The following is a 26,864-nucleotide window of genomic DNA, read 5'->3' as shown; positions in this document are numbered from 1 at the left end:
CGGCAATTGCCACTCGTTCCCTGCGTGTTCACCTTCTCGCGTCTGTACCCGCCTCATGGGCTCCCTAAGGTCGTGGAGCCTGCGAGAGAGAGGTGCCCCCGTGAAGAGGCCGGACAGACCAGCCGGGTCGGACGGACCCGACGGGCCGGACGGACCCGACGGGCCGGACGGACCCGACGGGCCGGACGGGCCGGACGGATGGAGCGGACCGGACGGCCCGCTCGCCGTACGGGCCTGCGGCATCACCAGGACCTTCGGCGACGTCATCGCGCTCGACGGGGTGGACCTGGAGGTGGGGCGGGGCCGGATCCACGGCCTTGCCGGGCCGAACGGCGCCGGCAAGACGACACTGCTGGGCCTGCTCCTCGGCCTGGGCGTCGCGGACGGCGGCACCCTGGACATCCTCGGAACGACCGTCGGACGGGCTCTCGCACCGCCCGAGGGCGTCGCCGGATTCGTGGACGGCCCCGGCCTGTACCCCTCGCTCACCGCCCGCCAGAACCTCGCGGCGCTCGCCGCGCTGCACGGCCGCGACGCGCGCACGCCCAGGATCGACGACGTACTCGACCAGGTCGGCCTCACCGACGTCGCCGACGACCGCACCCGCGGCTTCTCGCTCGGCATGCGCCAGCGCCTCGGTCTCGCCGCCGCGCTGCTCACCGAGCCCCGGCTGCTGATCCTCGACGAACCCGCGAACGGCCTGGACCCGGCGGGCGCCCGCCACGTGCACCGCGTCCTGACCCGGCTCGCGGCGGGCGGCACCGCCGTCGTCATGTCCAGCCATCGCATGGACGACCTGGAAGCGCTCTGCTCCGACGTCACCATCCTCGCCACGGGCCGGGTCCTGTTCTCCGGACCGCTGAGCGACCTGGCCGCCCCGCACCGGGAACTCGACTACCGGCTGCTGGCCTCGCCCGCCGAGGCGGCGCGCGGGATCGCCGCCGACACCCCCGGCGTGCACGTCGTGGACGCCGCGCAGCCGCGCCCCGGCCGTGCCGCGCTCGTCGTGCGCGCGCTCCCGCCCGCGCTCGACACCCTGGTCAGCCGACTGGTGACAGCGGGCATCGCACTGCGCGAACTGACCCCGGTGGTCTCGCCGTTGGAGTCGGCGTTCCTCGCGCTCACCGGGCAACGGGCCGCCGGGCCAGACGACGAGCCGGACGGGCGGGCACACGTCGAGCCGGCCGGCACGCGCCGGGACGGGCACGGCCCGGAGCACACCCCCTCCCTGGAGACCGCGCGATGACGGCGACCCACACCCTCGACAACGTTGCCACGCCCCGGCCGGTCCCGGTGGCCAGGGCCCTGCGCTTCGAGGTCGTCAAACTCGTGTCGCAGTGGCGGATCCGGCTGCTGGTGCTGGTGTGCTGGGTGGTGCCCGCGCTGTTCGTCGCGGCGGTCAGCCGGCAGAGTTCGCTGCCCGTCGACACGCTCTTCGGACGATGGATGCACGCCACCGGCTGGGCGGGGCCGCTCGTCATGCTCGGCTTCGCGGGCAGCTGGGCGCTGCCCCTGGTGACATCGGTGGTCGCGGGAGACGTGTTCGCGGCGGAGGACCGGCTCGGCACCTGGCGGCATCTGCTGGTGGCCGTGCGCTCACCGGGGCGGATCTTCGTGGCGAAGACGCTGGCCAGCCTCGGCGTCATCCTGGTGCTGGTGGCGGGGCTCATGGTGTCCAGCACACTGGGCGGCCTCGCGACCGTGGGGAACCACCCGCTGGCCGGCCTCGACGGGCACCTCCTCACGGCCTCGGACGCCGCCCGGAAGGTGCTGCTCGCCTGGGCCTGCGCCCTCGCCCCGACCCTCGCCCTCTCCGCGATCGGACTGCTCGGATCCGTCGCGCTCGGGCGCTCGCCGATGGGGCTGCTGCTGCCGGCCGTCGTGGCACTCGTGATGCAGCTCGCGCAGATGCTGCCGCTGCCCGTCGCGCTGCGGGTGGCCCTGCCCGGCTACGCCTTCATCTCCTGGAACGGCCTCTTCGCCGAGCCGCAGCAACTGGGGCCGCTCCTGCTCGGCGTCGCGGTCTCCCTCGTGTGGGCGGTGGCCGCGACCTGGCTGGCGTACGCCCTGTTCGTGAGGCGCGACTTCACCAACCTCGCCACCGACGGATCGGGGCGCCGTGCCCTCACCGTCGGAGCGCTGCCGCTGCTCGGCATCGGCGCCGTGACGGTCGTGCTCGTCGCCGTCGCGTCGCCGTCTCCGGTGAGCGGGTCCGGGATCACGCAGGTCAAGGTGGAGCGCGCCGTGGCCACCGCCTTCGCCCACCTCTACGTCGTCCAGACCGGTGAGCTGAACCGGCCCGCCGTCACCGAGGCCCAGCTGCGCGCCACGGCGGCGTGCGACAAGGGCAGCATCCGGGTCGACGCGGAAGGGCCGGGCAACGACTGGCGCTGCGTCGTCTCGTGGCACCTGCCCGGCATCGACGCCACCGGCCAGGCCGTCTACCAGCTCGACGTCACGACCGACGGACGCTTCGTGGCGGACGGCGACGGACCGAAGGAGGTCAACGGCTACTTCCTGGTGCGCACGCCGACCGGTGACGGCCCCAATCCGCTGTGGCAGTTCGACGCCAACGTCGAACTGCTGTCGAGTACTTCGAAAGGATCAAACCCATGCAGGTGACACGCCGCAGGCGTGACGAGACGGCCTCGACCGGCCGCTTCGCGAGACACGTCGGCCGTCGCAAACCCCTGATCGTCACGGGCGTCACGGCGCTCGCCCTGACCGCCGCGGGCGCCGCGTTCGCCAGTACCGACCAGTTCGGTCACCAGCAGGTGGGCCAGGTCACCCGGCATGGCCAGGTGATTTCCAGCGACCAGTACATCGCCCCGTACGGCGACCGGCTCGTCCTGAACAGCGGCAAGATCATGTCGTCGTCGGTCAGCCCCGACGGCACCCACCTCGCCGCTTCGGTCACCGACGGCGGGGCCGCACTGTCCATCGTGGACCTGAGGACCTGGAAGGAGCAGCAGCTCGTCGGCAGCGCCGCGACGTCCACCCCGCGCATCAGCGGCAACGCCGTGGGCCAGGAGGGCCCGACGTACTCGCCCGACGGCACGCAGCTGTGGCTCGGCCAGACCGACGGCTACACCCGCTTCACCGTCAACGCCGACGGCAGCGTCGCGAACCCGACGACCGTGAAGATCGCGGCGGACGGCCCCAAGCACGCGCTCGTGGGCGAACCGGTGTTCTCGTCCGACGGCGCCACGGTGTACGCGGCCGTCAACGGCCAGAACCGGGTGGTCGCGCTCGACGCGGCCACCGGAGCGGTCAAGCGGAGCTGGGCGGTCGGCAACGCCCCGCGTGACATGGCCCAGGTCGGTGACAAGCTCTACGTCAGCAACGAGGGCGGACGTCCCGCCGAGCCCGGTGACACCACGATCAACTCGTACAACACGCAGGTCCCCGCCGACCCGGTCACCGCGGCCACCACCACCGGCACGGTCAGCGTCATCGACCTGGCGAAGCCGGACGCCGCACCCGCGAGCATCGGGGTCGGCCTGCACCCGACGGCCCTGTACGCCCGGAACGGCGCGCTGTTCGTCACCAACACCGCCACCAACGACGTATCGGTCATCGACACCGCCAAGGGCAAGGTCGTCCAGACCATCTCCACCCAGCCCTGGCCCGACGCCTCGGTGGGCTACGAGCCCGACGCGGTGACGCTCACCGACGACGGGCACCTCCTGGTCACGCTCGGCCGCGCCAACGCCGTCGCCGTGTACCGCTACCACTCGGCGCAGGAGCCGGTGAGCTACGTCGGTCTGCTGCCGACGGACTACTTCCCCTCGGAGATCGCGACCGTGGGCAAGCAGATCGTGGTCTCCAACACGCGCGGCGTGGACGCCCGCCGCCCCACCACGAAGGCCGGGCACGCCACCCACGACACGACGTCGAGCGTGCAGCACTTCACGCTGCCGAGCGACCGCACCGTCCGCTCCCTGACGTCCAAGGTCTTCCAGCAGAACGGCTGGACCCGCGGCGCGGTCGAGAAGGCGAACAGCAAGGGCCACCGGGCCAAGGCGGTGCCGGTCCCGGCGCGGCTCGGCGACCCGTCGACGATCAGGCACGTCTTCCTGATCGTCAAGGAGAACCGGACCTACGACCAGCTGTTCGGCGACATGCCGCAGGGCGACGGCGACCCGGCGCTGGCCGAGTTCGGCGAGAACGTGACACCCAACCAGCATGCTCTGGCGCGGCAGTTCGGCCTCTACGACAACACCTACGACATCGGCACGAACTCGGCCGAGGGTCACAACTGGCTGATGCAGTCGGACGATCCGGAGTACACCGAATCGTCTGCCGGTGAGTACGCGCGCAGTTACGACACCGAGGACGACGCGCTCGGTCACCAGCGCACGGGCTTCCTGTGGACCGGTGCGCAGGCCGCCGACAAGTCCGTACGGGACTTCGGGGAGTTCCAGCAGTTCCTGACCAAGCCGGCCGACGCCAGCTGGCAGAACCTGTACTGCGACGCCAAGGACATGCGCTCCACCGGTCAGGACACCGCCTACGACCTGGTCTCGTCCTCGCCCATCCCCTCGCTCAACAAGGTGTCGGTGCCCGGCTTCGCGAAGTTCGACACGAGCGTCCCGGACATCTACCGCTCCGAGATCTGGAAGCAGGACTTCGAGAAGAACGGCCCGGCGAACCTGAACATGTTCTGGCTCTCCAGCGACCACACCGGCGGCCCGGCGACCGCGCCCGCGCAGGTCGCGGACAACGACCTGGCGACCGGCCGGATCGTGGACACGATCTCGCACAGCAAGTACTGGAAGGACTCCGCGATCTTCGTGGTCGAGGACGACTCCCAGGCGGGTCTCGACCACATCGACGGCCACCGCGCGCCGATCCAGATCATCAGCCCCTGGGCGAAGCACGCGACGGTCGACAGCCACTACTACTCACAGATCACGATGATCCGCACCATCGAGCAGATCCTCGGGATCCACCCGATGAACCAGAAGGACAGCGCGGCGACGCCGATGGCGGCGGCCTTCACCAAGAAGGCCGACTTCACGCCGTTCACCGCACTGCCCAACCGCACCGCGCTCACCGACGGGCTGAAGACACCGCCGGCCTGCGGGGTGGACACTCCGGCGGCGCAGGACCCGGCCGCGGCGGCCGTGCCGTCGACCGAGGTCCCGGCGGCGCAGCGCGAACTGGCGGCGCAGTGGGACACCTGGAAGTCGAAGCAGCGTCTGACGGGCCCGAACGCCAGGCCCGACTTCGCCAACCCCGCGCAGATGAACCACTTCACGTGGTACGAGACGCACGGCTGGACGAAGGCGTACCCGGGTGAGAAGAAGCTCTTCGCACCGAAGGACGTCCCGGGGGCCTTCATCCCGTCCGCCGAGAACGACGGCTGACCTCACCCCGCACCGGCTGTTTGCCGTGCCCCGGCAGGCGATCGCGCCCGCCGGGGCACACTGCCGCGCCCCGCCCTCCCAGGGCGGAACGCTTAGGGCCTCTCGTTTGGATCATGCCGGGCTCGCGGTGTCCGGCACGCACATCTGCGGCGTTGTCGTCGGTCGCCAATGCTCCGCATTTACTCCCTCCTCCGCCTTGCAGCCGCACGCACCGGACACCGCTCCCTGATCCGGCCTGATCCAAACGAAAGACCCTAGGGCAGCACCGGCAGCAGCTCCGGCAGGTGGCCGTCCGACGCGGCCGCGGCGGCCACCCGCTCCTCGGGCACCTCCCCGTACAGCGTCGTACGCGGCTTCGCCGGCCGGCCCGCGAGCTCCGCGATGGCGACCAGGTCCTGGACGGACCGGTAGGAGCCGTAACCGGAGCCCGCCATCCGGGAGATGGTCTCCTCCATCAGCGTGCCGCCGAGGTCGTTCGCGCCCGAGCGCAGCATCTCGGCCGCGCCCTCCGTGCCGAGCTTCACCCAGCTGGTCTGGATGTTGGTGATGTGCGGGTGCAGCAGGAGACGGGCCATCGCCGTCACCGCGCGGTTGTCGCGGTCGGTCGGGCCGGGGCGAGCGATGCCGGCCAGGTAGACGGGGGCGTTGGTGTGGATGAAGGGCAGCGTCACGAACTCGGTGAGGCCGCCGGTCTCCTGCTGGAGGTTGGCCAGGGTCCGCAGGTGGCCGAGCCAGTGGCGGGGCTGGTCGACGTGGCCGTACATCATCGTGGACGAGGAGCACAGGCCCACCTCGTGGGCGGTCTTGATGACCTCCAGCCAGGTCGCCGTGGGCAGCTTGCCCTTGGTGAGGACCCAGCGGACCTCGTCGTCCAGGATCTCGGCCGCCGTGCCGGGGATCGAGTCGAGTCCGGCCTCCTTCGCGGCGGTCAGCCAGTCGCGGATCGACATGCCGGTGCGGGTCGCGCCGTTGACGACCTCCATCGGTGAGAACGCGTGGACGTGCATGCCCGGCACACGTTCCTTGACCGCCCGCGCGATGTCGAAGTAGGCGGTGCCGGGCAGGTCCGGGTGGATGCCGCCCTGCATGCAGACCTCGACCGCGCCGACGTCCCAGGCCTGCGCGGCGCGGTCCGCGACCTGGTCCAGGGAGAGGGTGTACGCGTCGGCGTCGGTGCGACGTTGCGCGAAGGCGCAGAAGCGGCAGCCGGTGTAGCAGACGTTGGTGAAGTTGATGTTGCGCGTCACGATGTACGTGACGTCGTCGCCGACCACGTCACGGCGCAGGGCGTCCGCGATCCGGCACAGCTCGTCCAGCGCCGGACCGTCCGCGTGCAGCAGGGTGAGCGCCTGCTCGTCGGTGAGCCCGGTCGGGTCGTCGGCGGCCTGGCTCAGGGCGGCCTTCACATCGCCGTCGATGCGGGACGGGACCATGCCGGGCGCCGCTGCCTCGCGGAGCGCCTCCCAGTCCCCGTACACCTCGTCGAAGTCGTCGCGGCGGTCGGCGGTGCGGCCCTCGGTGTCGATGGTGTGGTGCAGGTCGGTGCGGCCGGAGGCGTTGAAGCCCTCGTCGGGCTCCTGCCAGGGCAGTCCGGCGGGGATCGCCCCCTCCTTCGCGAGCCCGGTCTCCGGGTCCGCGAGCGCGCGGACGTGCGGGAGCAGGCGCGGGTCCAGCCAGGGTTCGCCGCGCTGGATGAACTCCGGGTAGATGGTGAGCCGTTCGCGCAGCGTGAAGCCGCTCTCCGCGGTCTTCGCGGCCAGCTCGTCGATGTGCGGCCAGGGGCGCTCGGGGTTCACGTGGTCGGGCGTGAGCGGCGAGACCCCGCCCCAGTCGTCGATCCCGGCGCCGACGATCAGCGCGTACTCGGCGTCCACCAGGTTCGGCGGGGCCTGGATGCGGGCCGACGGGCCGAGGATGTGGCGCGCCACGGCGATGGCCGCGGCCAGCTCCTCCAGCTCCGCGTCCGGCATTCCGCGCATCGCGGTGTCGGGCTTGGCGCGGAAGTTCTGGACGATGACTTCCTGGATGCCGTGGTAGGCGCGGGCGGTCTTGCGCAGCTCGAAGAGGGAGTCGGCGCGCTCCTCGTAGGACTCCCCGATGCCGATCAGGATGCCGGTGGTGAACGGGACGTTGGAGCGGCCCGCGTCCTCCAGCACGCGCAGCCGTACGGCCGGTTCCTTGTCCGGTGAGCCGTGGTGCGGGCCGCCGGGCTCGGACCACAGGCGGGTCGCGGTCGTCTCCAGCATCATGCCCATGGACGGGGCCACGGGCTTGAGCCGCTGGACGTCGGTCCAGGTCAGCACCCCGGGGTTGAGGTGCGGGAGGAGACCGGTCTCCTCAAGAACCCGGATCGCCATGGCGCGTACGTAGGCGAGGGTGTCGTCGTACCCCTCGGCCTCCAGCCACTCGCGCGCCTCCGGCCAGCGGTCCTCGGGCCGGTCGCCCAGCGTGAACAGCGCTTCCTTGCAGCCCATCGCCGCACCCTTGCGGGCGATGTCGAGGACCTCGTCGGGCGAGAGGAACATGCCGTGGCCCTCGCGGCGGAGCTTGCCGGGCACGGTGACGAAGGTGCAGTAGTGGCACTTGTCGCGGCAGAGCCGGGTGAGCGGGATGAAGACCTTGCGGGAGTACGTGATGACGCCCGGCCGGCCCGCCGCGTCCAGGCCCGCGTCCCGGACCCGGGCGGCGGAGGCGGCGAGATCCGTCAGATCGTCGCCACGCGCCTGGAGCAGGACGGCGGCCTCGGTCACATCGAGGGCGACACCGTCGCGGGCCCGCCGCAGGGCACGGCGCATGGAATTGGTGGTGGGGCGTCCGCTCTGGGGATCGGTCATGAACCGAGCATACGAGCGAGTAGCCGGCCGGTGACCGGCTGGATCTCCCGCAGGCCACACCCGCCCCCGGCGTCCCGGCGCTCGCAGGCCGCCCCCGCCCCTGGCGCCTCGGCCGTACAGCGGTCCGCGCCCCGTAGGGTCGGCACGGTGATGGAAACGATCGTCTTCGACATCGGCGAGACACTCATCCGCGACGACCGCTACTGGGCCTCCTGGGCCAACTGGCTCGGTGTCCCGCCGCACACACTGAGTGCGCTGGTCGGTGCTGCGGTCGCCCAGGGGCGGGACAGCGCCGACGCGCTGAGCCTGCTGCGCCCCGACATAGACATCAACGAGGCCTCGCTCGCCCGGACCGCCGCCGGGCGCGGCGAGCACCTGGCCGAGCCGGACCTGTACCCGGACGTGCGGCCGGTACTGGCGGAGCTGCGCGCCCTGGGCGTACGGGTGGTGGTCGCGGGCAACGGGACGGTCCTGGCGGGGGAGCTCCTGCGGGCGCTGGACCTGCCCGCTGACCTCGTCGTCACCTCGGACGAGTGGGGCGTCGCCAAGCCGGACCCGGAGTTCTTCGCGCGGGTGCTCGAGGTGTCCGGCGCGGCCCCGGGTTCGACGCTGTACGTGGGCGACCACCCGGCCGGCGACCTGTTCCCGGCCAAGTCGTGCGGGCTGCTCGCCGCACACATCCGGCGCGGTGCCTGCGGGTACTGGTGGGCGGACCACCCCGATGTCGTCGCCGCCGCCGACTTCCGCATCGACGCGCTGACGGACCTCCCGGCGCTGCTGGACAAGGCGCCGGAGCCGCCCCGCCCGAGGGCCCTGCGCGCCCTGTAGACGGGAGCGGGCGCGCCCCTGCCCGCCGCACGTCCGCCCCGGCCGGGGCGGTGCGGCTCCAGGGCATCCTGGCGCAGCAGATCACGGCCGGTAGCGCGGCCGTGGTCCAGATGCTCCGCAGCGCCGACCGCTTGGGCGCACAGCACCAGCACCGGCACGGGCACGGGCACGAACACGCTGCCGGACCGGCCCCGCCCGTCAGACCGTGTGCACCAGCCGGAAGCGCTGGGCCAGCACGCGGGTGTCGTCGTCGACGGTGAAACCGGGGTCCCCCAGTTCCTCGCGCGACTCGGGGCTGTGCCAGAACTCCTCGTGCCCGGCCCGCCACTGCGCGACCGACTCGTCGCCCTCGCCCTCGTCGACGACGTGCCGCAGATCGATGTCGGCGAGCCGGACCACCCGGACCTCGGTCATTTCGATCACCGCGACCCGTCGCCCCTCGGAGTCGACCACTGCCGACCGCAGGCCGGCCTCGGGCACCGGCTCGTTGTCCCGCTCGTATCCCAGTACCAGGGCCGAGGTCGAGGTCTTGGCTCCGGAGAGGATGGCGGCGACGAGCTGGTCCCGCAGCGGTCCGGGGAACGCGAACTCCGCCAGGGGCAGATCGTTGATGTCCATGCCGCAGGCTACCGAGGCCGCGGCCTGCGAACCCAGGCTTTTTCAGCCGCCCGGTTCTGTCAGCCCTCGTAGCCGTTCAGTCCTCGTGGCAGTTCAGCCCTCGTAGCCGTTGGCGGCGAGGATCGGATGGCCGGAAGGGCGATGGGTCAGCCCAGGAACAGGGGAAACCGCAGGGCGAGTTCGCCCAGCTCCGCCTTCTCCGGCTCCGTCGGGGCGCGGCGTCCGGTGCCGATGAGCAGGGCGTCCCGGTCGGAGAACGACGACGGAATCGCGGTCCCGGCGATCGCCTCCAGAAGCTCGCGGGCGCGGGCCATGCCTTCGGCGGGCGGCGGCGGGGCCGCCGGGAGGTGTGCGATCAGGTCGAGGTGGTGCAGCGTGCTCTCCAGTACGTACACGGAGAGGTAGTCGGCCACCGCGAACACCTCGTCCCGGGTGCCGACCCGAAGTCCCGGGCCGGCGAGCCCGGCCGCCCGGCCCGCCGCGCCGCCGACGTCGTCGAGGTGGAACTTGAGCAGCCACGGCTCCCCGTAGGCGGCGGCCAGCCGGACGGTCAGCGCGTCGAGCGGGTCCTCGCCGGTCGGGGGCGTACCGGTGACGTCCCAGTACGTCACGGCGTCCCGGGTCGGCTCGTCGGTGGCGGGAGTGGCGAGGGTGATCAGGATGTCCTGGGCGTCGATGACGAGATGGCACACCAGGTCCCGTACGAGCCACCCGGTGCAGCCGGACGGCCGCGCGAAGTCCGCGTCGGCGAGTCCGGCCACCGCTGCGAGCAGTGCTGTCCAGGAGCGGGAGAAGTCGTCCATGGCCGCAAGCTAGTGCATGTCCCGGGTTCAGCCGCTCGGAGCGTCGTCCACCTTGAAGTTCATCTTGACCTGGCCGCCGACGACGGATGTCGCGGTGGCCGTGACGCCGTACTGCTTGCCGCCCGCGCCCAGTTGGCAGCGGACCTCGGCGTTCACCCGGGCCGGAAGGTCCTCGGGGCAGGTGAAGGTGTCGGGCTCCTGGCCCACCTGCGCCGCCAGCGCGGCCTTGCCCTGGCGGGCGACCTCCGCCTTGTCGACGGCCTTCGCCCCGCTGCCACCGTCGTCGGGAGCGTCGTCCACCTTGAAGTCCATCTTCACGTTGTCGCCGTCGACCGACTTCGCGGTGACCGTCATGCCCTGCTTCTTGCCGTCCGCGGTGAGCGTGCAGCGGACGGTCTCGCCCACCTTGGCCTTGAGGTCGTGCTCGCAGGTGACGCTGTCGGGCTCCCGGCCGACCTCCTTGCTCAGGCCGGCCTTGGCCTGCTTCGCGACCTCTTCCTTGCTCACCGCCTTCGATCCGACGCTCGCCGAACAGCCCGCGGCGCACAGCACCACAAGTGCCCCCGCCGCCGCTCGAATCGCTATTCGGCTCCGCCCCGACTTCCGCATGGGTCCCCCTTGATCAAACACGCGCGTCCAAAACTTGGCGCGCCAAGCTATCACCGCGGCTCTCGCCGCCCACCGCGATCTGATCCGCACCCGGACCGGAAACCGCGACCCGGTAAATCCACGAGCCGCGACCCGGTTCCCCGCGTCGCGGTGATCCGCGACGTAAAAGGCTTTAAAGCACTTGGGTAAAGAAATTTCACCAACCCGACCCCACCCGGCGGGCCCGTCACTCTCCCGGGTGAGGTTTCCCAACTGAGCTGGATTTCGCCCGGGTTGCCTGGCATATGCTCGCCGCACCAAACTTCAGACATGAGTCGGCCCCCGGCGGGACAGCAATCCCGAACGAGGGCCTGACCAGCGAGGAAGAGACACCTTCTCGATGGATACCCCGCAGATTATCGCGCCCTCCCACGCCCTGTCCGCTGGTGTGGTGCATGTCAATCTTCGCCACACGACCGGTTTCACGATCGTGGGCAATCACCTCAGCCAGCACGACGAGCTCTCCCTCGCCGCCAGGGGCCTGGCCGTGCACATCCAGTCGCTGCCGCCCGGAGCCAGGGTCGGCATCAAGGCCCTCGTCGAGCGGCTGCCGGACAGTGAGCACCGCATCGCCGCCGCCCTGCGCGAGCTGGAGGAGTTCGGGTACCTGAAGCGCACCCGGCAGCGCGGACGGGACGGCCGGGTCCACACCCGCACGGTGTCCTACAACCACCCCGACGCCGCCTCACTCGGCAAGGAGCAGCCGCGCAGGAACCCGGCCCCGGCCCCGGCTCCGGCCATGGCCCCAACTCCGGCCCCCGCAGCACCGGTCCAGCCTCCGGCGCCAGCACCCGCACCGGCGCCCGCACCGGCACCCCAGCCGCAGCCGCAGCCGCCCGCAGAGGTCATCGCGCCCCGGCTCGTGCCCGTACCCACGGCGCAGAAGCCGCCGCCTCCGCCTCTTCCGGCGCCCCGGAACCCCACGCCCCAGCTCATGCACGCCGCTGCGGCGCTGCTCACGGGGCTCCGGCAGCAGGCCGCCCAACTCACCCTGACCGAGGCGGACATCGCGTTTCTGGCGCCTGCGGTGGCGGCCTGGTTCGAGCGGGACGCCTCGCCCGCCTCCGTACGACACTCCCTCACGGCGGATCTGCCGCATCCGCTGAGGTTCCCGGCGAAACTGCTGCGGCACCGGCTCACGGCGCTGCTCCCGTCGGGGCGTACGCTCCCCGCCGCATTCAGAGCCGAGCCGCTCCAGAACTGCGACGGCTGCGACCGCGCGTTCAGGGCGCCCGAACCCGGCCACTGCGGTGAATGCGCGGCGTTCGGCAGCCGTTCCGTATCGGCCTGAGGCCGGACGGCCCCCGGACGGCCCCCGGACGCGGCCTGCCCGCCGTGACCAGTGGTCGACGGCGGGCAGGAAAGGCGTTACGGGGCACGGAAGTTCGCCCGGCAGGGCGTGATCAGATGCGCACCGCGCCGAAGACGGAGCCGATGGTGCTCATCGACTCGTAGCGGACGAAGGCGCCCGGGTACGGGGCGTGGAGCACGCTGCCGCCGCCCGCGTAGAGCCCCACGTGCGAGTTGCCGTTGAAGAACACCAGGTCGCCCGGCTTCAGCTGGCTCGTCGAGATGCGGGTGCCCTGGTTGATCTGGGTGTACGTGGTGCGGGTGATCTCGGCGCCGGCCTGGTGGTACGCCCACTGGGTCAGGCCCGAGCAGTCGAAGGCGCCGGGTCCGGTGGCACGTGCCTGATACGGCATGCCGATCCGCGAGGCGGCGGCCTGGAGGGCCGACGCACCGAGGGCGGACCCGGGGGCCTCCTTGCCGAGTTCGACCCGGTCACCGGCGCCCCGGCTGGCGCGCACCTTGTCGGCGGCGGCATTGCTGGCGCGCGCGTCGTCCTCGCGCATCTTGGCGCGCTCGGCGGCGGTAAGGGTGTTGAGCACCTTCTGGGCCGCAGCGAGCTTGCCCTGCTGCTCCTTCTTCTTCGAACCGAGCGTCTCGCGGACGTCCGCCAGGTCGCTCAGCTTGTCCTGGGCCTCCTTGCGCTCCTGCGCGAGGGTCCGCTGCTTGCCCTGGATCTTCGTCAGCGACTCGGTCTGCTTCGCCGTCAACTGGTCGAGCGCGGAGGCCTGGTCGAGGAAGCTGTCCGGGTCCGAGGCGAGGAAGAGCTGCACCGAGGGGTCGATGCCGCCGGAGCGGTACTGCGCGGCGGCGAGCGAACCGAGGCCGGCGCGAAGGGAATTGAGCTCCTGCTGGCCGCGCGCCACCTTGTCCTGCAGCGCGCCGACCTGCTTTTCGAGCTTCTCCTGCTTCTGCTTGGCCTCGTTGTAGTGCTCGTTGGCGACCTCTGCCTCGTGGTAGAGCTTGTCGACCTGCGCCTTGACCTCGTTCTTGGTCGGCTTGGGGTCGGCGTGAGCGGCCTGAGAGGTCAGGGCCACGGCCGCAGCGGCAGTCGCGGTGAGCACGGTCACACGGGCGCGGCTCGGGTTCTTGGGACGACGGTGGGACGCCACGAAGGCGAGCTCCTTCTTCCTCGAGCCGCCTACCGGGCTATGGGGGGACGGGAATCCCCGGCTCCGTGGATGTCACGGAATCGGCGGTTCCTTCGCTGCCACCCCGGATGGGTGATCAACCGTGCGAAGGTTCGAGGCCCAACCATAGTGACCATCTCGTAATCAGTTCAATCGGCGGAGGCGTAATCTCTGCACACGAGTCACATATTCCGGTCACATCACACCGCGTGTAGTCGTAGTCTGACAGCCCGTTCCGGAATCGTGACCTCCGCCCCGCCGGTTCGCGATTCAGCGGCAGGTTCGTACGCGGCGGCGTGTCGTCACTCCCAGTCCTCCGGTTCCCAGGCGAGGAGCAGGTCGAGCAGCTGCGGGTCGCCGTCGAGTTGCAGGGAGTCCACCGAAACGCGGTTGTACAGCCAGAGGACCAGATCACTGGCCGTGCCGCTGATGGAGAGTCCAGCCGCGTCGGGGTCCTCGTCGGCAGTGGGCAGCCGGGTGGTCCGTGCACCGTCACCGTCGACCGTGAGGCGCCAGGAACGGCCCTCGGTGGCGTGAAGGTCGAAGGCGGTGGGCTTGTGCGGCCAGGCGCTCGTCGTGAAGCTGGCGATGAGCAGGTTCTCCTCGACACCGTCGAGCGCCACCTCGACAGGCAGTGGGGCCGGCTCGCCCACGGTGAGCTGGGCGTCGTAGGCGTGCACCGCGATCTCCTGGACCTGGTGCCGGGCGACGCCACCGGCGGTGTGCGGCGTCTGAGTGTTGCCCCAGCCGGTGAAGCAGCCCTGGTCCGGGCCGGCCTCCCGCAGGGCCGCCAGCATCAGCTCGGTCGAGGCGGCCAGCCAGGCCTGCACGGCCTCGGGCTCCTGCGGCGCGACCGCGTCACCCTGCGCCGGGGTCCTGGCCGTGGCGTCCGGCCCTGCCGCGACGGTGGCGGCCCAGCGGCGACGGCCCTCGCCGATGTGCTGCACCAGGTCGGACAACGTCCACCCGGGGCAGGTCGGCACGGGCAGATCGAGGCTGGGCGCGGCAGCGATCGCGGCGCGGAAGGCGGTTGCACGTTCGTCGATCAGCCGCAGCAGGTCGGGAAACTCCAGAGTCTTGTGCACGGCGGCAGTTCTACCACCTCGATTCTTTCGCCCGACAACGGTTTTCCCAGCCGGTCCGGCGGGGAACTCCGGCCTGCGGGAGCCCGCGCTCCGGCTTCCGCAGCGCCACAACCCAGCCTTGTGCTCCCGCTGTTCGGCGCTCGACGCAAAGGCCGGGGCCCCTTGGAACCAATCATCTAGGGTCGTGCCCCATGACCGAATCCCCCTCCTACCTCCGCGCGACAGCGGAGGCCTACGACGCCATGGCGGTCGTCTACGCCGACTTCGCCCGTGGCAGCCTCGACGCCCTCCCCTTGGACCGCGCGATGCTCGCCGCCTTCGCCGACCTCGTACGGGCGGAGACCACCGGGCAGGTCGCGGAGCTGGGTTGCGGGCCCGGGTACCTCACGGCGCACCTGCGGGGGCTGGGACTGGACGCGTTCGGGCTCGACCTGTCGCCGGTGATGATCGACCTGGCCCGCGAGGCGTACCCGGACGTGCGGTTCGAGGTCGGGTCGATGGACGCGGTGGACCGGGCCGACGGCGAGCTGGGCGGGATCGTGTCCTGGTACTCGGTCATCCACACCCCGCCGACGGAGCTTCCGCCCTACTTCGCCGAGTTCCGTCGCCTGCTGTCCCCGGGCGGCGTCCTCCTGTTCGCCTTCTTCGAGGCCGGTGACGGGCCGCTGGCGGCCTTCGACCACAAGGTGACGACGGCATACCGGTGGCCGATCGACGACCTCGCCGCGCTCGCCCGCGATGCCGGGTTCACCGAGGCCGGCCGGATGCTGCGCGAGCCCCTCGAAGGGGAGCGGTTCCGGCGGGGGCACCTGCTGATGCGCGCGGCGCAGGACGGGCCGGGCCCGGCGTGACGGGAGAACTGACGGCCCCCGCCTTCTCCCTCGCGGGTGTCGTGCTCGGTGGCCTGCTGACGGCGTTCACACAGCGCGCCACCCAGCGGTCGGCCGAACGGACCGAGGAGCGGCGCCAGGCGGCAGCGACCGCCGAGGCGCGCCGGGCCGAGCAGCTGCTGGCGATACAGCGGTTCCTCGAATGCGCCCAGGAGGCCGAGCGTGCCGCCTACCGCCGCCCCGAGCCGTGGGGCGACGACGAGGACGGCTGGATGACCCGGACCGGTGACATCATGACGAAGCTCTGGACCGCGGATCGCAACGTCGTTCTGCTCTGCGCCCCGGCCCTGGAAGGCATAGCCCGCTCCTACGGGCACGCGCTCAACCAGGCGGTGTGGCGGGAGATCGGTGACACGGAGGTCAACGAGCACGTGGAGGAGTGCAAGCAAGCCTTCATGACAGCGGCCCGCACGAGCCTCGGCTCCCACTGAGAACCCGTCCCGGCTCACATCAGGCTCCACGGGCTTCGCGGCCCACCGCCGCGCCCGCGGCGCCGTGGGCCCGACGTCGGTCCTGGGGCCTGTCCGGGCCCCGGACAGGAACCAGGACCGACAGACGCCTAGAGGTACTCCGCGTACGCGTCCAGCGTCCGCAGCACTTCCGCCTCGCCCGCCGGGGGCAGTTGGAGCACGACCTCCTCGATGCCCAGGTCCGCGTAGTGCGCCAGCTTGCCCGCGTCCGGCTGGACCGCGTACGGGATCACCCGCAGGTCCTTCGGGTCGCGGCCCGCTGATTCCCAGGCGGCACGGAGCCGGGGGATGGACTCCGTCAGGCCTCCGCCGCCGATCGGCATCCAGCCGTCGGCGTACTCCGCGATGCTCGCGAACAGCTTCGGTCCGGCCGCACCGCCGATCAGGGTGCGCGGGCCGACCACCGGGCCCCGGGGCTGCTGGAACGGTTTCGGGTACGCGTAGCTCGCCTGGACCGAGCCGAACTCGCCCTCGTACGACGTCGGTTCCGCCGACCAGAGCGCACGCATCAGCGCCATCCGGTCCCGGCCGAGGTCGCGGCGGGTGCGCCAGTCCACGCCGTGGTCGGCGGCCTCCTCGACGTTCCAGCCGAAGCCGAGCCCCAGGGTGAAGCGGCCGCCGGAGAGGTGGTCGAGGGTGGCAATCTGCTTGGCCAGGTCGATCGGGTCGTGCTGGGCGACCAGGGTGATGCCGGTGCCGAGCGTGAGGCGTTCGGTGACTGCGGCGGCCTGTCCGAGCGCCACGAAGGGGTCCAGGGTGCGACCGTACTCGGGCGGCAGCTCGCCGCCCTGCGGGTACGGGGTCTTCCTGCTCACCGGAATGTGGGTGTGCTCCGGCAGGTAGAGCCCGTCGAACCCCCGCTGTTCGAGCTGGCGGGCGAGCCGTACCGGTGTGATCGTCTCGTCGGTGAGGAAGATCGTGGTACCGATCCGCATGCGAGAACACCTCCGTCGTCGTCGAATGACGGGCCAAAGGTATGCCGTCCGGTGCACAAAACCGAGCCTCTCGCACCCAGGCACCCACGCAGGAGCGGCCGTGATGGCACCGGGGCCGGGCCGCGTCCTTGCCACGCCCCAGGCGCCGGTGCGGTCGGCATCCGGCTACGGCGAGATCGTCCGTTCGTCGGCCCTGAGCCCGCGCAGTGTCCAGAGTCCGTACAGAGCCAGCAGGGGTTTGGCGAGCACGTACTCGCCGAGCCGGTAGTCGTCCGCACGCACGAGCTTCGCGGCCAGATCGGGGCGCTGTCGCCGCAGGTACGCACGGGCCTTGAGCGCGTGAGCCGGCTGGGAGGCGATCTTGATGCGGTCGACGTCCTCGATCAGCGGGATCACGTTCGTGATGTTCTCCCAGGTCGTCGTACTCCGGTCCTCCAGGAGAACGGTGCCGTCGAACTCCTGCACCGACCCGGCGTAGTCGGCCATCAGCCGGGCTTCCGAGGCGCCGCCGCTGGTCACACCACCGCTGAAGATCACCTGGGTGTCTCGCGCGTTACCGGCGGCGACGGAGCGGACTCCGGCACGGACCCGCCGGCGGTTGATGAGGTTCGCCTTCGGCCCGGGGTTGCGATAGCCCAGCACGACCACCGCTTCGGACGTGCCCCCGACGGCCCCCACGAGGGCCCGGGACCAACGCCAGTTCAACCACTCGCCCCAGACCAGGGCCGCTGCCCCGGCCATCGCAAGTCCTGTCCTTGGTCGCATGCGGCGACCCTAGGGCACCGCGTGGCCGGCATGCTCCGTGCGCGGGCTCGGGCTCCTACGGCCGAGCAGGCGCTCGCAGCCGAAGTCGAACTGGTCCAGGAGCGGAACCAGGCGTACGGGAACGGTGTGCTGCCCGCCCATCACTCCTCCTTCGTCCCCGCGAGGCGCGAATCCCGCAGGTGCCGGCGACATCGGCAGCCACCGTACCGAGCGGGCGGCAGAGGCGGGGGCGCGGCGGGACGGCGCCGGATGCGCCCTGGTTCGGGCCGGGTGGCGCTGCCATCATGAGGACGTGACCCAACTCCAGCTTTCCGGGGCCGCGTTGGCGGTCGCCGCAGGCATTTACGGGGTACTGGCCGTCCTGTGGCTGGTGCGGAACCGGTCCGACCTGGCCGCCGCCTCCTCGCTAGGGCGCCTGGACATCGATCCCTACCACGCCGTCGCCACGGCGGGTGAGGCTCACGACGCCGACGGGCACGCGGCCGCCGTCCTGATCCTCGACGGACGCCTGACGATAGACGCCGAGGGCCGGCTGCGCGTGACGGACGGCGGCGCCACCGGCACTCCCCGGCACCCCGTCGCCGCCGCCCTGCTGGACGCCGTACGGCGGCAGGGGCCGGTCACGCTGCGGCGGCTGCGCGACGATCCAGGGCTGCGCGAGGCGCGGGCCGGATTCCTGCGCGAGCAGGACGCCCGGGTGCCGCGCTGGTCGGGCCGCAGGGACGACGGCCTCGGGACGGCGGCCTGCGTGACCGCGCTCGCGCTGGCCTTCTTCTTCCCCGTGCAGCGGGTGTTCCTGGGTGACGACACACCGGACGGGGCCGGGGACCTCCTCTTCGGGCTGTTCCTCGTCGTGGTCACGGGGCTGATGCTCGCCGTCCCGCTGGTCTGGCTCGCCCTGCGCTTCTGGCCCGACCGCCGCGACCCCTTCCGCGCGCACTGCGCCTGCCTCCCCGACCCGCAGCCGGCGGCGCTCGACGAGGAGCGGCGCGAGCGGCTGCGCACGAGCCGCCGCCCCGAGCGCAGGGAGCAGGGGCCGCGCGAGGACGTCTCCTGGGTGGACAGCGGAGGAGCCTTCTAGCGCGTGTTCCGAACGTCCCGTCGGCAGTTCGTCGGCGTCCGGTCGACGCTTCCTCGGAGCGTCCGGTCGACGCTTCCTCGGAGCGCGCGGTCAATACCCCTGTGACAGAACGAGAACGTCGCTGAAGACCGCCTGTAACTCGGTGCGAGATACAAATATTTCTGACCACATGCACCGCGCTCGTTCTGGGGGAACACAGTGAAGTACAACCGCATCGCAGCCATCGCCGCCATCGGAGTCGCCGCCACCCTCTCGCTCACCGCCTGCAACGGGGACGACACCGGAGCGGCCTCGTCGTCCCAGGGCTCCTCGTCCTCCGCGTCCTCCTCTTCCTCCTCGTCCTCGGGCGGTGGCTCGAAGCAGGACGGCGGCTCGGAGAGCAGCTCGGAGAGCGGTAACGCGCAGTCGGGGTCCGGCGACAGCACCGGGGCCCCGGACGACGCCGCGAACGGCGCGACGGAGACCGGCGACAAGGTCACGTTCTGCAAGACGGAGGACCTGGCCATCGACGCCATGGACACCGCGCCCGACGCGCAGACCGGCAACATCGACATCACCATGATCAACCGGGGTTCGACCACCTGCTCGGCAACGGGCTTCGCCGGCGTCGACATCAAGGACACCGACAACACCTCGAACCCCATCGAGCGGGGCCACGCCCAGCCGCGTATCACCACTCTGAAGCCGGGCGACGCCGCCGTCTTCAACCTCTCGTACACCATCGACAGCAGCGGCAACAGCCTCTCGCACCCGACCAACATCCTGGTGACGCCGCCGAACGAGACCCACACCCTGAGCCTGAAGTGGCCCGAGGGCGCGGCGGACATCAAGGGCGCCTACACCGACGTGCAGGTCTACCCCACGCACACGACCAAGTAGGAACGAACTACCCGCGTTCACACGGCATTCACCGCTCTCCACCACGATGCACCGGTACGCAGACCTCGTCTCGTCCACCACATCCCGGGGAGCGCCCGATGCCCGATCCGACTGCTGCACCGACTCCCGCACACCGCCCGATCGCCAGGCGTGGCCTTCTCGTCGGAACCGCCGCCACCGCCCTAACGTTGGGGACCGTGAGCTTCGCCGCCGCCGACGAGGGCGGTACCCGGTCCAGCACCGTGCGCGGCGTCCTGCCGCCCGGGGCCCCCGACTACGTGTACCTGCCGGTCGAGGTCCCGCGCGGGGTCGCCGAGATCGCCGTCTCGTACACGTACGAGAAGACGCCCGTCCCGGCGGGGACGCAGGGCAACGCCCTGGACATCGGGATCTTCGACGAGCGCGGTACGGAGCCGGGCGGGCCGGGGTTCCGGGGGTGGTCCGGCGGGGCGCGCGGCAGCTTCTTCATCCGGGGCGACGAGGCGACGCCCGGCTACCTCGCGGGGCCGGTGCGGGCCGGGACCTGGCACATCGCCCTCGGTCCGTACACCGTCGCCCCGCAGGGTCTGCCGTACGAGGTGACGGTCACCCTGCGCACCGGGCCCACCGCGCCCACCCCGCGTCCCGGGTATCCGCCGCAGCGCGCGAAGGGGCGCGGGCGCGCCTGGTACCGCGGGGACTGCCACCTGCACTCCGTGCACTCGGACGGCGGGCGGACCCCGGCCGAGATCGCCGCCGGGGCCCGCGCCGCCGGGCTCGACTTCATCAACAGCAGTGAGCACAACACCACCTCCGCGCACGGTGCGTGGGGCGGGCTGTGGGGTGACGACCTGCTCGTCCTGACGGGCGAGGAGATCACCACCCGCAACGGGCACGTGCTCGCGCTCGCCACCGATCCGGGCACGTTCGTCGACTGGCGCTACCGGGCCCGGGACAACCGCTTCGGGCACTACGCGAAGGCCGTGCGCCGGGCCGGCGGGCTGGTCGTGCCCGCGCATCCGCACGCCACCTGCATCGGCTGCCGGTGGAAGTTCGGCCTCGGCGAGGCGGACGCGGTGGAAGTGTGGAACGGGGCGTACACCCCGGAGGACGAGATCGCGCTGGCCGACTGGGACAACTCGCTTGTCGCGTCCACCCGTTCGTCGAAACCGTGGGTTCCGGCGATGGGCAACAGCGACGCGCACCGGGAGCCGGACCGGATCGGGCTCCCGCAGACCGTCGTCCTGGCCGACGACCTGTCGCGCGAGGCGATCGTGGCGGGCATCCGGGCCGGGCACTCCTACATCGCCGAGTCGTCGGCCGTCAGCCTCTCCTTCGGCGTCTCGGACGGGCGCGGGCGCCACGCCGGAATCGGTGAGCGGCTGCGGGCAGCGGGGGACGCCACCCCGGTCACCGTACGGCTGGAGGTCGGCGGGGCCCCGGGCTGCACGGCGCACTTCGTCACCGACCAGGGGGCCCTGTTCACCTCGACGCTCCCGAAGTCGGGTACGGGGGCGGTGGAGTGGCGCACGACGCCCGCGAACGCCGCCTATGTGCGGGCCGAGGTCCGGCATCCGGCGACGGTACCGGGGCTGCCCGGAGCGTTGGCGGCGCTGACCAACCCGGTGTTCCTGGAGGGCTGAGGCCGCGCCGCCCCCGGATCAGGTCGTGCTCTCCTGCACCTTGGACCACGCCGCCTTCGGGGTGTACACAGTGTTCCTCGGCTTGGCAGCCGCCGCGGGCGTCCGCAGGTCCGAGCTGTCCCAGGTGGACCGGGCAGTGTACCGGAGCGGTCCGGCCGCCGCGGTCAGGCCGAGGGCGCTCAGCTCCGACTGCGGGTCGGTGGTGCGGCTGAACAGGCCGCCCGCCGATACCGCCCCGCCGCGCTGGAACCCCATGGCCGTCGGAGCCTGGTTCGTGGCGAAGAAGTGCGCCTCGCCGCTGATCGTGAAGCTTCCCCGCGTGGTGTTATGGATCTGCCCCGCGTTCTGGATCAGCGAGGTCATGCCGAAGGTGTCGTCGCCCCCGTCGTTGATCGTGCCGTCCGCGTTGACCACCCACAGCTCCCAGTACTGGAGCTCGCTCCCGTTGGCCGTCCCCCCGGCCGCCGACACATAGGCGTCCAGTCCGGGGCCGTCGATCGGGGCCCAGCCCTGGCCGGTGTGCCGCTCCACGGCGAAGTGCCTGGTCACCTGCTGGATGATCACCCCTTGCTGCGGGTTGGCGAGCTGCCATTCCCGTACCCGGGAGAAGTTGCCGCAGAGCCCTTCCTCGTTGTAGGCGCCCTGGACCGGGGCGCTGAGGACCGGTGCGGCCCCGGCGGGGGCCGGGGCCCGCTGCACGGCGTGGTCATGTGCCGCGCTCGCGCTGCCGTGCCGCAACCCGGTCTCCCCGGCGTCGTGCGCGTGCGGTGCGGCCATGACGCGGTGCGCGTTGGCCTCGGCCGCGCGCTCGAAGCGGTCGGAGGGGTCCGAGACCTTCAGCCCGGTCCCGTCGTCCGTTCCCGCCACCGGGCCCTGGCGCTGCTGGACCACATGGGTCAGTTCGTGGGCCAGGGTGTGTGCGTCGGTCGTCGCGCCGCCCAGGACGATGTGGTTGCCGGACGTGTACGCGCGGGCGCCGATCTCGGCGGCGGAGCGCTGGGCGGTGGCGTCCGTGTGCAGCCGGACATCGGAGAAGTCCGTGCCGAACCTGGCCTCCATGTCCTCGCGCACCGGCTGTTCGAGCGGGCGGCCCGTCGCGCCCAGCACCTCGCGCACCGCCGAGCGCTGCACCGGCTGCTCCCGGTCCCGGCCCTGCGCCTGCTCCCGGTCCTGCTCCCGGTCCGCGAGCATGCGCGCGACGGCCGCGTTGCCCACGGTCCGCTGGAGCACCGCCAGTTCGGCGGGGGCGCCCGGCGCTGCGTCCCGGCCCGGCGGGCGGTCCGACTCGCGGTCCTGTGCGCGTGGACGCTGGGCGCGGGTGGTACGGCGTTCCTGCTCGTGCGCGGGCATGGGGCCTCCAGCCATCGGTCCCTGCCATTGATACCGCGTCGCGCCCGCCCCGCCAATGGACGCCGGGGTCGGTCCCGGGGCACCGCCGCTGCACTCGCCGGACACCGCCCCGCCCGGCCGCCCGCTATTCCGGTCCGACCGGTGCGGCGGCCCGCGCGCGGTCCGGGACGGGTTGCGCGAGGGCGCGGAACCGCTGGGCGCAGGAGCGCCGTTGGACGACGGCGAGGCCCGCGATCACCGTGCCGAGCACCAGCCACCCCGCCGGCCCTGCGGCCATCACCACGCCGGTCAGCAGCGGGGGCCCGGCGGACTTCTGGATGGACTGCGACATGCCCGCCACCCCGAGGTAGGAGGCCCTCGCTTCCGGGGGCGCCAGCAGGACGGCCAGCTCCCAGGAGCTCACCGAGCGCATCAGCTCCGCCAGGGTGACCAGCACCGCCGCACCGAGCAGGACCGCCGCGGCCGTCCAGGTCCCGCACCGGACGGCGCCGGCCAGGAGCGCGCAGCACACGAACATCAGGCCGCCGTACAGCAGCAGCGCCCGGACCGTCCGGCGCGGGCCCTCGGCCCTTCTGGAGACGCTCAGTTGGAGCACCACGACCAGCACGGTGTTGATGACCAGGAAGGCCGGCACGAGCGCGTGCGGCGCGGAGGTGCGGTTGACCAGCCACAGCGGCAGGCCGACGCCGAGGACCGAGTCGTCGAGGTTCATCGGGATGTCGAGCAGGACGAACCTGAGGTAACCACGGTCCCGCCAGGGGCTCTTCGGCCGCCCGGAGGTGCGCCCGGCGGCAGGCTCCGACGCCGCCCCGGGCCCCGCCGTCGACCGTGCCACCTCGACCGTCGTCTCCCGCAGCTCGCCGGTGCGCCACACCAGCACCGCCGCGACGACGAAGGACAGCGCGTTGCCGAGGATCAGGGCGCGGTAGGCACCCGTGGTGCCCACGGCCAGCCCGACGGCCGCGATCCCGGCGCCGACTCCGTACCCCGCGTTGGCCGCGCTGCGGGACAACGCCTGGTATGCGGAACGCCGTTCGCCGGCCGCGCGGGTGGCGAACAGCATCTCCAGCGTCTTGGCCGCCCTGTCCCCCAGGTAGGTCGCGGCGACGACGGGCAGCAGCGCCTCGAAGCCCGTGCACAGCAGCACCAGGGTCAGGGTCACCAGCCGCAGCAGATGGCAGCCGATCAGCAGCGGACGCAGCGGAAAGCGCCCGGCCAGCCGCCCGGCCAGCGGCGAACCGACGATGCCCGCCACTCCGGCCACGCCCAGCAGCACCCCGACCTGCTGAGCGCTCAGATGCGTGACGAAGGTGAGGTACAGAACCGAGGACGCGGCCCACAGCCCCGATCCGGTGCGGTCGACCGACAGGGCGAGCAGCATGATCCGGGCGTTCCGGCCGCCGGGCGGGTTGCGCAACTGCGCCAGCAGCCCCGGCCCGCCTTCCGGGCCCCGGTCGCCTCGGCTCCTCGTAGTACGTCGTCGCACCTTCCACCCCCGAATATCTCAGCAACAAGAGATCGCTGGACCGGGGGCAGCCTGCCGAGAAATAATCTCGATGTCAAGATACTTGATGGCGAGATATTTTGCGGGCGTCGGCGAGGTCATCCATCAGGACGGCGATTGGAAGGTCAGGGTCGTCGGCCAGCAGGGCGGCTGCGATCGTCGAGGCCGGCGGCAGCCGACCGCAGTACTTGACCACTGGCTGGTGTGCGCAGATACCTGGCGACCTCGCGTGGGCCGTAGGACATCAAGGCCCACAAGGCGCTGATCTCTCGGGCGCCGGTCCATGGCCCGCCGTCGGTCGGGATACGGAAGGGCGCCACCTCGATGGCGCGTTCCCGGAACGCCTCGGGCTGCAGATAGTGCATCCCGCCGGTACCGCAGAGGTAGACGACCGCGCCGGTCGCTCCCGCGAGGTCGGCGAGTCGCTCCGAGCGTCCGGAGCGCGAGGGGAGCGTACTGCTACGAACCACACAGCCGCGCCAGCCGAGCAGGTCGAGAAGCAAACGCGTGGAGGTCTCGGCGATCGTGTCTGCGTGGTCGGTCTCCTGCATGAGGTCGAGAAGCGCTCGCAGCGCCTCGCGGAAACAGGGCCAGAACGGGCTGGCCCCGTAGTACTGCCGAAGCAGCAGCGCCACCTTTCGACGTGACTTCGCGGGGTCGACGAGCCGTGCCTCGTGGATGAGTGTCGGCCGTCCGCGTGGCAGGTGCGTGGGAAGCGTGAGCCACTGCCGTTGCCGCTGGTCCGGGAGCGAGCCGAGAAGGGCTCTGTGCTGGTAGTCGCGGCGGGCGAACTGCACGTCGTCCAGGACAACCCAGCAGTCGGCCGCGTAAAGCTTGGCAAGGGTCGAGAGCCGGGGGAAGAGGTTGGGCTGATGGATAGCGCAGAGCCCGCCCTTCCCGCGGTCGGGTGGGCGTTCAGTCGCGGAGTAGCCAGCCATCGTAGCCCCGTTCGCGCAGCCGCTCGAAGGAGTCACGGACATGCTCCGGAACCTCCTGCTCGATGGCGAAGCCTCGGCGCGGGTACTCCATCACGCGGTGCGTATCGCCCATCATCATGGCGATGAACTCCTCCTCGTCATCCTGTGTCTTGGCATACTCGTCGAAGGTGATCTCCTGGGAGGCGCAGACGGGTTCCACCTGGGGCCACTGCCGGCGGCAGGTGGCGTACGCCCGCCGCTGCATGTAGGGCATGGTCACCATCAGGACGGAGTACAGCGCCTGGCCCGTGCCCTCCAGCACTTCGCGAGCGAAGCTGATGTTCTGCCCGGTATTGGTCGCGCGGGTCTCCAGGAGGATCGCCTGATCCGGCATCCCCAGAGCGAGCGCTTCCGCCCGGAAGTGGACGGCCTCGCCGCGCGGGAAGCGTCCGCGAGTGGCGGGCGTGATGCCGCCGGTGAAGACCACGGTCGGAAAGAGACGCGCACGGTAGAGCTCTGCCACGGCGGCGACGACGCCGAGGTCGCAACCGCCCAGGGCTACGGCGGCCGAGACGGGACGGACGGGATGGTGCATGAGGTTGAAGTCCCACAGCCTCCGGGCGTCCTCCCGGTCGGCGTCGGTGATCGGCTTCATGCGTGGTCCTCGTTGTCGCGGATGCTGGTGATGCTGCGCAGTTGATGCTTCAGCCCATGTTGCCCGGCGGTGACAGCGGCTCGCGCAAGAGTCTTTCTGCCCTCGTCGGCGGTCGCGGGATCGGACAACAGGATGTGCGCGTGCGCGGTGTCGAGCTGTACGTGCTCAAGTGGGGAATTAGGAAGTCCGGCGGACCGGGCTGTCGCGATGTGGCGCAGCGCGTGTGTGAGGTCTCCCGCGCCTCGGTGAGCGAGTGCGAGCTTCTGCTGGGACACTGCCCAGTCCTCGGGCTCCACTAAATCGTAGAAGTCCCGCGCGGCCGCATGCATGAGCTCGATGGCCGAGCGATTGTGGCCTTGCTTCGCCAGGGCGGTGCCGACCCACAGCCGGGCCCTCACCCTGTCGCGCCGGTTCAGCCGCTCGTCAGCGGCAAGGGATTCGTACCGGGAGGCGGCGGGCGTGAGCCGGCCCGACATCTCGGCGACGACGGCAAGCGAGAGCTCTAGCTGGGCTGCCCTGCGCGGGATGCCGAGCGCGGTGAACATGCTGTGTGCGTCGCCGTAGAGCGAGGTCGCGGTGAGGAGATCGCGGACCGTGCCTTGCAGCCGTCGCATGTCACCGTTGAGTGTGAGCGACCGCGCATAGAGGTACAGCCCCTGGTCGTCCAGCTCACGCGGTGGAACACGGCGCAGCCAACGTTCGAGCAACGTGCCTGCGAAGCCGAAGTCCTGGCGGCTCAGGCAGACTGCGGCGCGTTCCAGGTCTTCTGCCCACGTCTCGTACTCTGCAACGGTCGGCGCCGCGGGACCGAGGTTTCGCGGCGCGGCCTCCTGTTCGGCCAGCCGATGTGCGAAACGCGCCGTAGCATCGGCGTCCGCGCGGGCGAGCACGGTGTCGAGCATGGCCTGGCTGTCGGACTGCGGCGTCGTATCGCCGAGCAGCTTCTCCCATTTGGAGACGGTGTTGACCGCGACCCCCAGGTGCTCGGCGAAGCCCCGGACACTCTTGCGCAGGGCCAGCCGCAAAGCTCTTGCTTCCAGGCCGGTCCAGTTGAGCACAGTCGCCACTTCTCGCTCCTCTCCGGTGGTCATGGAAGCACGGGCACAGAGGGAAGGAGGGCGGTAGTGGGACAGA

Annotated in this window: 24 protein-coding genes; 10 read left to right on the top strand and 14 right to left on the bottom strand. The window is 71.5% G+C overall.

Features of this window, described 5'->3' with window-relative positions; translation table 11 throughout:
* The first annotated feature begins 241 nt into the window (after positions 1–241).
* The 3 genes from EDD93_RS13740 to EDD93_RS13730 are packed head-to-tail and all read left to right on the top strand — an operon-like array spanning position 242 to position 5,369.
* On the top strand, positions 242–1,246 hold the full coding sequence (locus tag EDD93_RS13740) for an ABC transporter ATP-binding protein (protein WP_123527751.1): 1,005 nt from the start codon (positions 242–244) through the stop codon (positions 1,244–1,246).
* Entirely contained in the window at positions 1,243–2,622 is a 1,380-nt protein-coding gene (locus tag EDD93_RS13735) for an ABC transporter permease (RefSeq protein ID WP_123525425.1), read from the top strand. Before EDD93_RS13740 ends, EDD93_RS13735 begins: the two co-directional genes overlap by 4 nt.
* The gene (locus EDD93_RS13730) at positions 2,613–5,369 is read left to right on the top strand and encodes an alkaline phosphatase family protein (protein ID WP_123525424.1); all 2,757 of its coding nucleotides are present in this window, start codon (positions 2,613–2,615) and stop codon (positions 5,367–5,369) included. The genes EDD93_RS13735 and EDD93_RS13730 overlap by 10 nt, the downstream gene beginning before the upstream one ends.
* A 254-nt stretch (positions 5,370–5,623) precedes the next feature.
* Here the strand turns inward: EDD93_RS13730 and EDD93_RS13720 are convergent, their stop codons facing one another.
* Positions 5,624–8,203, bottom strand: coding sequence for a bifunctional FO biosynthesis protein CofGH (locus EDD93_RS13720; RefSeq protein WP_123525423.1), 2,580 nt, complete (start codon positions 8,201–8,203; stop codon positions 5,624–5,626).
* 150 nt (positions 8,204–8,353) lie between these two features.
* Here EDD93_RS13720 and EDD93_RS13715 point away from each other — a divergent pair, with 150 nt between their 5' ends.
* Positions 8,354–9,031 carry an HAD family hydrolase gene (locus EDD93_RS13715; protein ID WP_123525422.1) on the top strand — a complete coding sequence of 226 codons (678 nt, stop codon included), beginning with the start codon at positions 8,354–8,356 and terminating at the stop codon, positions 9,029–9,031.
* Positions 9,032–9,229: 198 nt separating this feature from the next.
* On the opposite strand, the gene EDD93_RS13710 is transcribed toward EDD93_RS13715, so the two are convergent.
* The 3 genes from EDD93_RS13710 to EDD93_RS13700 all read right to left on the bottom strand — a co-directional run bounded on the left by EDD93_RS13710 (position 9,230) and on the right by EDD93_RS13700 (position 11,061).
* Complete coding sequence (locus EDD93_RS13710) at positions 9,230–9,649, bottom strand: ASCH domain-containing protein (RefSeq protein WP_123525421.1); 420 nt, start codon at positions 9,647–9,649, stop codon at positions 9,230–9,232.
* 146 nt (positions 9,650–9,795) lie between these two features.
* Entirely contained in the window at positions 9,796–10,452 is a 657-nt protein-coding gene (locus tag EDD93_RS13705; protein ID WP_123525420.1) for a maleylpyruvate isomerase N-terminal domain-containing protein, read from the bottom strand.
* A 27-nt stretch (positions 10,453–10,479) separates the two neighbouring features.
* Positions 10,480–11,061 carry a DUF4333 domain-containing protein gene (locus tag EDD93_RS13700; RefSeq protein ID WP_123525419.1) on the bottom strand — a complete coding sequence of 194 codons (582 nt, stop codon included), beginning with the start codon at positions 11,059–11,061 and terminating at the stop codon, positions 10,480–10,482.
* Between the two features lie 379 nt (positions 11,062–11,440).
* On the opposite strand from EDD93_RS13700, the gene EDD93_RS13695 reads away from it, so the two are divergent.
* Positions 11,441–12,391, top strand: coding sequence for a helix-turn-helix domain-containing protein (locus EDD93_RS13695; protein ID WP_123525418.1), 951 nt, complete (start codon positions 11,441–11,443; stop codon positions 12,389–12,391).
* A gap of 112 nt (positions 12,392–12,503) precedes the next feature.
* Here EDD93_RS13695 and EDD93_RS13690 read toward each other — a convergent pair whose 3' ends face one another.
* Positions 12,504–13,559 carry a C40 family peptidase gene (locus EDD93_RS13690; protein ID WP_185092307.1) on the bottom strand — a complete coding sequence of 352 codons (1,056 nt, stop codon included), beginning with the start codon at positions 13,557–13,559 and terminating at the stop codon, positions 12,504–12,506.
* A 320-nt stretch (positions 13,560–13,879) separates the two neighbouring features.
* Positions 13,880–14,662 carry a maleylpyruvate isomerase family mycothiol-dependent enzyme gene (locus tag EDD93_RS13685; protein ID WP_123525417.1) on the bottom strand — a complete coding sequence of 261 codons (783 nt, stop codon included), beginning with the start codon at positions 14,660–14,662 and terminating at the stop codon, positions 13,880–13,882.
* Positions 14,663–14,853: 191 nt separating this feature from the next.
* Here EDD93_RS13685 and EDD93_RS13680 point away from each other — a divergent pair, with 191 nt between their 5' ends.
* Both EDD93_RS13680 and EDD93_RS13675 read left to right on the top strand, forming a co-directional pair.
* A complete protein-coding gene (locus EDD93_RS13680) occupies positions 14,854–15,513 on the top strand; it encodes a class I SAM-dependent methyltransferase (protein WP_123525416.1) in 660 nt (219 codons plus the stop codon).
* Positions 15,510–15,983, top strand: coding sequence for a hypothetical protein (locus EDD93_RS13675; protein WP_123525415.1), 474 nt, complete (start codon positions 15,510–15,512; stop codon positions 15,981–15,983). The genes EDD93_RS13680 and EDD93_RS13675 overlap by 4 nt, the downstream gene beginning before the upstream one ends.
* A 128-nt stretch (positions 15,984–16,111) precedes the next feature.
* Here the strand turns inward: EDD93_RS13675 and EDD93_RS13670 are convergent, their stop codons facing one another.
* The 3 genes from EDD93_RS13670 to EDD93_RS40190 form a co-directional block, all read right to left on the bottom strand.
* Complete coding sequence (locus tag EDD93_RS13670; RefSeq protein ID WP_123525414.1) at positions 16,112–16,957, bottom strand: LLM class F420-dependent oxidoreductase; 846 nt, start codon at positions 16,955–16,957, stop codon at positions 16,112–16,114.
* Between the two features lie 165 nt (positions 16,958–17,122).
* Positions 17,123–17,722 (bottom strand): YdcF family protein, encoded by a 600-nt coding sequence (locus tag EDD93_RS13665; protein ID WP_123525413.1) that lies wholly within the window; start codon positions 17,720–17,722, stop codon positions 17,123–17,125.
* A gap of 9 nt (positions 17,723–17,731) precedes the next feature.
* Positions 17,732–17,863 (bottom strand): hypothetical protein, encoded by a 132-nt coding sequence (locus EDD93_RS40190; protein ID WP_260255719.1) that lies wholly within the window; start codon positions 17,861–17,863, stop codon positions 17,732–17,734.
* 151 nt (positions 17,864–18,014) lie between these two features.
* Between EDD93_RS40190 and EDD93_RS13660 the strand changes: the two genes are divergently transcribed.
* The 3 genes from EDD93_RS13660 (at position 18,015) to EDD93_RS13650 (ending at position 21,304) form a co-directional block, all read left to right on the top strand.
* Positions 18,015–18,803, top strand: a complete 789-nt coding sequence (locus EDD93_RS13660; protein WP_148083860.1) for a hypothetical protein — start codon at positions 18,015–18,017, stop codon at positions 18,801–18,803.
* A 198-nt stretch (positions 18,804–19,001) separates the two neighbouring features.
* On the top strand, positions 19,002–19,682 hold the full coding sequence (locus EDD93_RS13655; protein ID WP_123525411.1) for a DUF4232 domain-containing protein: 681 nt from the start codon (positions 19,002–19,004) through the stop codon (positions 19,680–19,682).
* Positions 19,683–19,780: 98 nt separating this feature from the next.
* The gene (locus EDD93_RS13650) at positions 19,781–21,304 is read left to right on the top strand and encodes a CehA/McbA family metallohydrolase (protein ID WP_123525410.1); all 1,524 of its coding nucleotides are present in this window, start codon (positions 19,781–19,783) and stop codon (positions 21,302–21,304) included.
* 18 nt (positions 21,305–21,322) lie between these two features.
* On the opposite strand, the gene EDD93_RS40185 is transcribed toward EDD93_RS13650, so the two are convergent.
* The 5 genes from EDD93_RS40185 to EDD93_RS13625 all read right to left on the bottom strand — a co-directional run bounded on the left by EDD93_RS40185 (position 21,323) and on the right by EDD93_RS13625 (position 26,797).
* Positions 21,323–22,654, bottom strand: coding sequence for a DUF4157 domain-containing protein (locus tag EDD93_RS40185; protein ID WP_260255718.1), 1,332 nt, complete (start codon positions 22,652–22,654; stop codon positions 21,323–21,325).
* 124 nt (positions 22,655–22,778) lie between these two features.
* Complete coding sequence (locus EDD93_RS13640; RefSeq protein WP_260255717.1) at positions 22,779–24,140, bottom strand: MFS transporter; 1,362 nt, start codon at positions 24,138–24,140, stop codon at positions 22,779–22,781.
* Between the two features lie 143 nt (positions 24,141–24,283).
* Positions 24,284–25,096 carry a WbqC family protein gene (locus tag EDD93_RS13635; RefSeq protein ID WP_123525409.1) on the bottom strand — a complete coding sequence of 271 codons (813 nt, stop codon included), beginning with the start codon at positions 25,094–25,096 and terminating at the stop codon, positions 24,284–24,286.
* Entirely contained in the window at positions 25,074–25,730 is a 657-nt protein-coding gene (locus EDD93_RS13630) for a YdcF family protein (RefSeq protein ID WP_123525408.1), read from the bottom strand. Before EDD93_RS13630 ends, EDD93_RS13635 begins: the two co-directional genes overlap by 23 nt.
* The gene (locus EDD93_RS13625; RefSeq protein ID WP_123525407.1) at positions 25,727–26,797 is read right to left on the bottom strand and encodes a DNA-binding transcriptional regulator; all 1,071 of its coding nucleotides are present in this window, start codon (positions 26,795–26,797) and stop codon (positions 25,727–25,729) included. The genes EDD93_RS13630 and EDD93_RS13625 overlap by 4 nt, the downstream gene beginning before the upstream one ends.
* Between the last annotated feature and the right edge of the window lie 67 nt (positions 26,798–26,864).

This window comes from Streptomyces sp. 840.1 (genome assembly GCF_003751445.1).
Taxonomy (GTDB): domain Bacteria; phylum Actinomycetota; class Actinomycetes; order Streptomycetales; family Streptomycetaceae; genus Streptomyces.
The sequence above is the reverse complement of the archived record's forward strand: the minus strand, read 5'-3'. Positions and strand labels throughout refer to the sequence as shown.

What these genes read in the sequence shown, in the direction of transcription:
- EDD93_RS13735 (WP_123525425.1), top strand. Translation starts at nt 1,243, where the DNA reads ATGACGGCGACCCACACCCTCGACAACGTTGCCACGCCCCGGCCGGTC.
- EDD93_RS13730 (WP_123525424.1), top strand. Translation starts at nt 2,613, where the DNA reads ATGCAGGTGACACGCCGCAGGCGTGACGAGACGGCCTCGACCGGCCGC.
- EDD93_RS13720 (WP_123525423.1), bottom strand. Translation starts at nt 8,203, where the DNA reads ATGACCGATCCCCAGAGCGGACGCCCCACCACCAATTCCATGCGCCGT.
- EDD93_RS13715 (WP_123525422.1), top strand. Translation starts at nt 8,354, where the DNA reads ATGGAAACGATCGTCTTCGACATCGGCGAGACACTCATCCGCGACGAC.
- EDD93_RS13710 (WP_123525421.1), bottom strand. Translation starts at nt 9,649, where the DNA reads ATGGACATCAACGATCTGCCCCTGGCGGAGTTCGCGTTCCCCGGACCG.
- EDD93_RS13705 (WP_123525420.1), bottom strand. Translation starts at nt 10,452, where the DNA reads ATGGACGACTTCTCCCGCTCCTGGACAGCACTGCTCGCAGCGGTGGCC.
- EDD93_RS13700 (WP_123525419.1), bottom strand. Translation starts at nt 11,061, where the DNA reads ATGCGGAAGTCGGGGCGGAGCCGAATAGCGATTCGAGCGGCGGCGGGG.
- EDD93_RS13695 (WP_123525418.1), top strand. Translation starts at nt 11,441, where the DNA reads ATGGATACCCCGCAGATTATCGCGCCCTCCCACGCCCTGTCCGCTGGT.
- EDD93_RS13680 (WP_123525416.1), top strand. Translation starts at nt 14,854, where the DNA reads ATGACCGAATCCCCCTCCTACCTCCGCGCGACAGCGGAGGCCTACGAC.
- EDD93_RS13670 (WP_123525414.1), bottom strand. Translation starts at nt 16,957, where the DNA reads ATGCGGATCGGTACCACGATCTTCCTCACCGACGAGACGATCACACCG.
- EDD93_RS13665 (WP_123525413.1), bottom strand. Translation starts at nt 17,722, where the DNA reads ATGCGACCAAGGACAGGACTTGCGATGGCCGGGGCAGCGGCCCTGGTC.
- EDD93_RS40190 (WP_260255719.1), bottom strand. Translation starts at nt 17,863, where the DNA reads ATGGGCGGGCAGCACACCGTTCCCGTACGCCTGGTTCCGCTCCTGGAC.
- EDD93_RS13650 (WP_123525410.1), top strand. Translation starts at nt 19,781, where the DNA reads ATGCCCGATCCGACTGCTGCACCGACTCCCGCACACCGCCCGATCGCC.
- EDD93_RS40185 (WP_260255718.1), bottom strand. Translation starts at nt 22,654, where the DNA reads ATGCCCGCGCACGAGCAGGAACGCCGTACCACCCGCGCCCAGCGTCCA.
- EDD93_RS13635 (WP_123525409.1), bottom strand. Translation starts at nt 25,096, where the DNA reads ATGGCTGGCTACTCCGCGACTGAACGCCCACCCGACCGCGGGAAGGGC.
- EDD93_RS13630 (WP_123525408.1), bottom strand. Translation starts at nt 25,730, where the DNA reads ATGAAGCCGATCACCGACGCCGACCGGGAGGACGCCCGGAGGCTGTGG.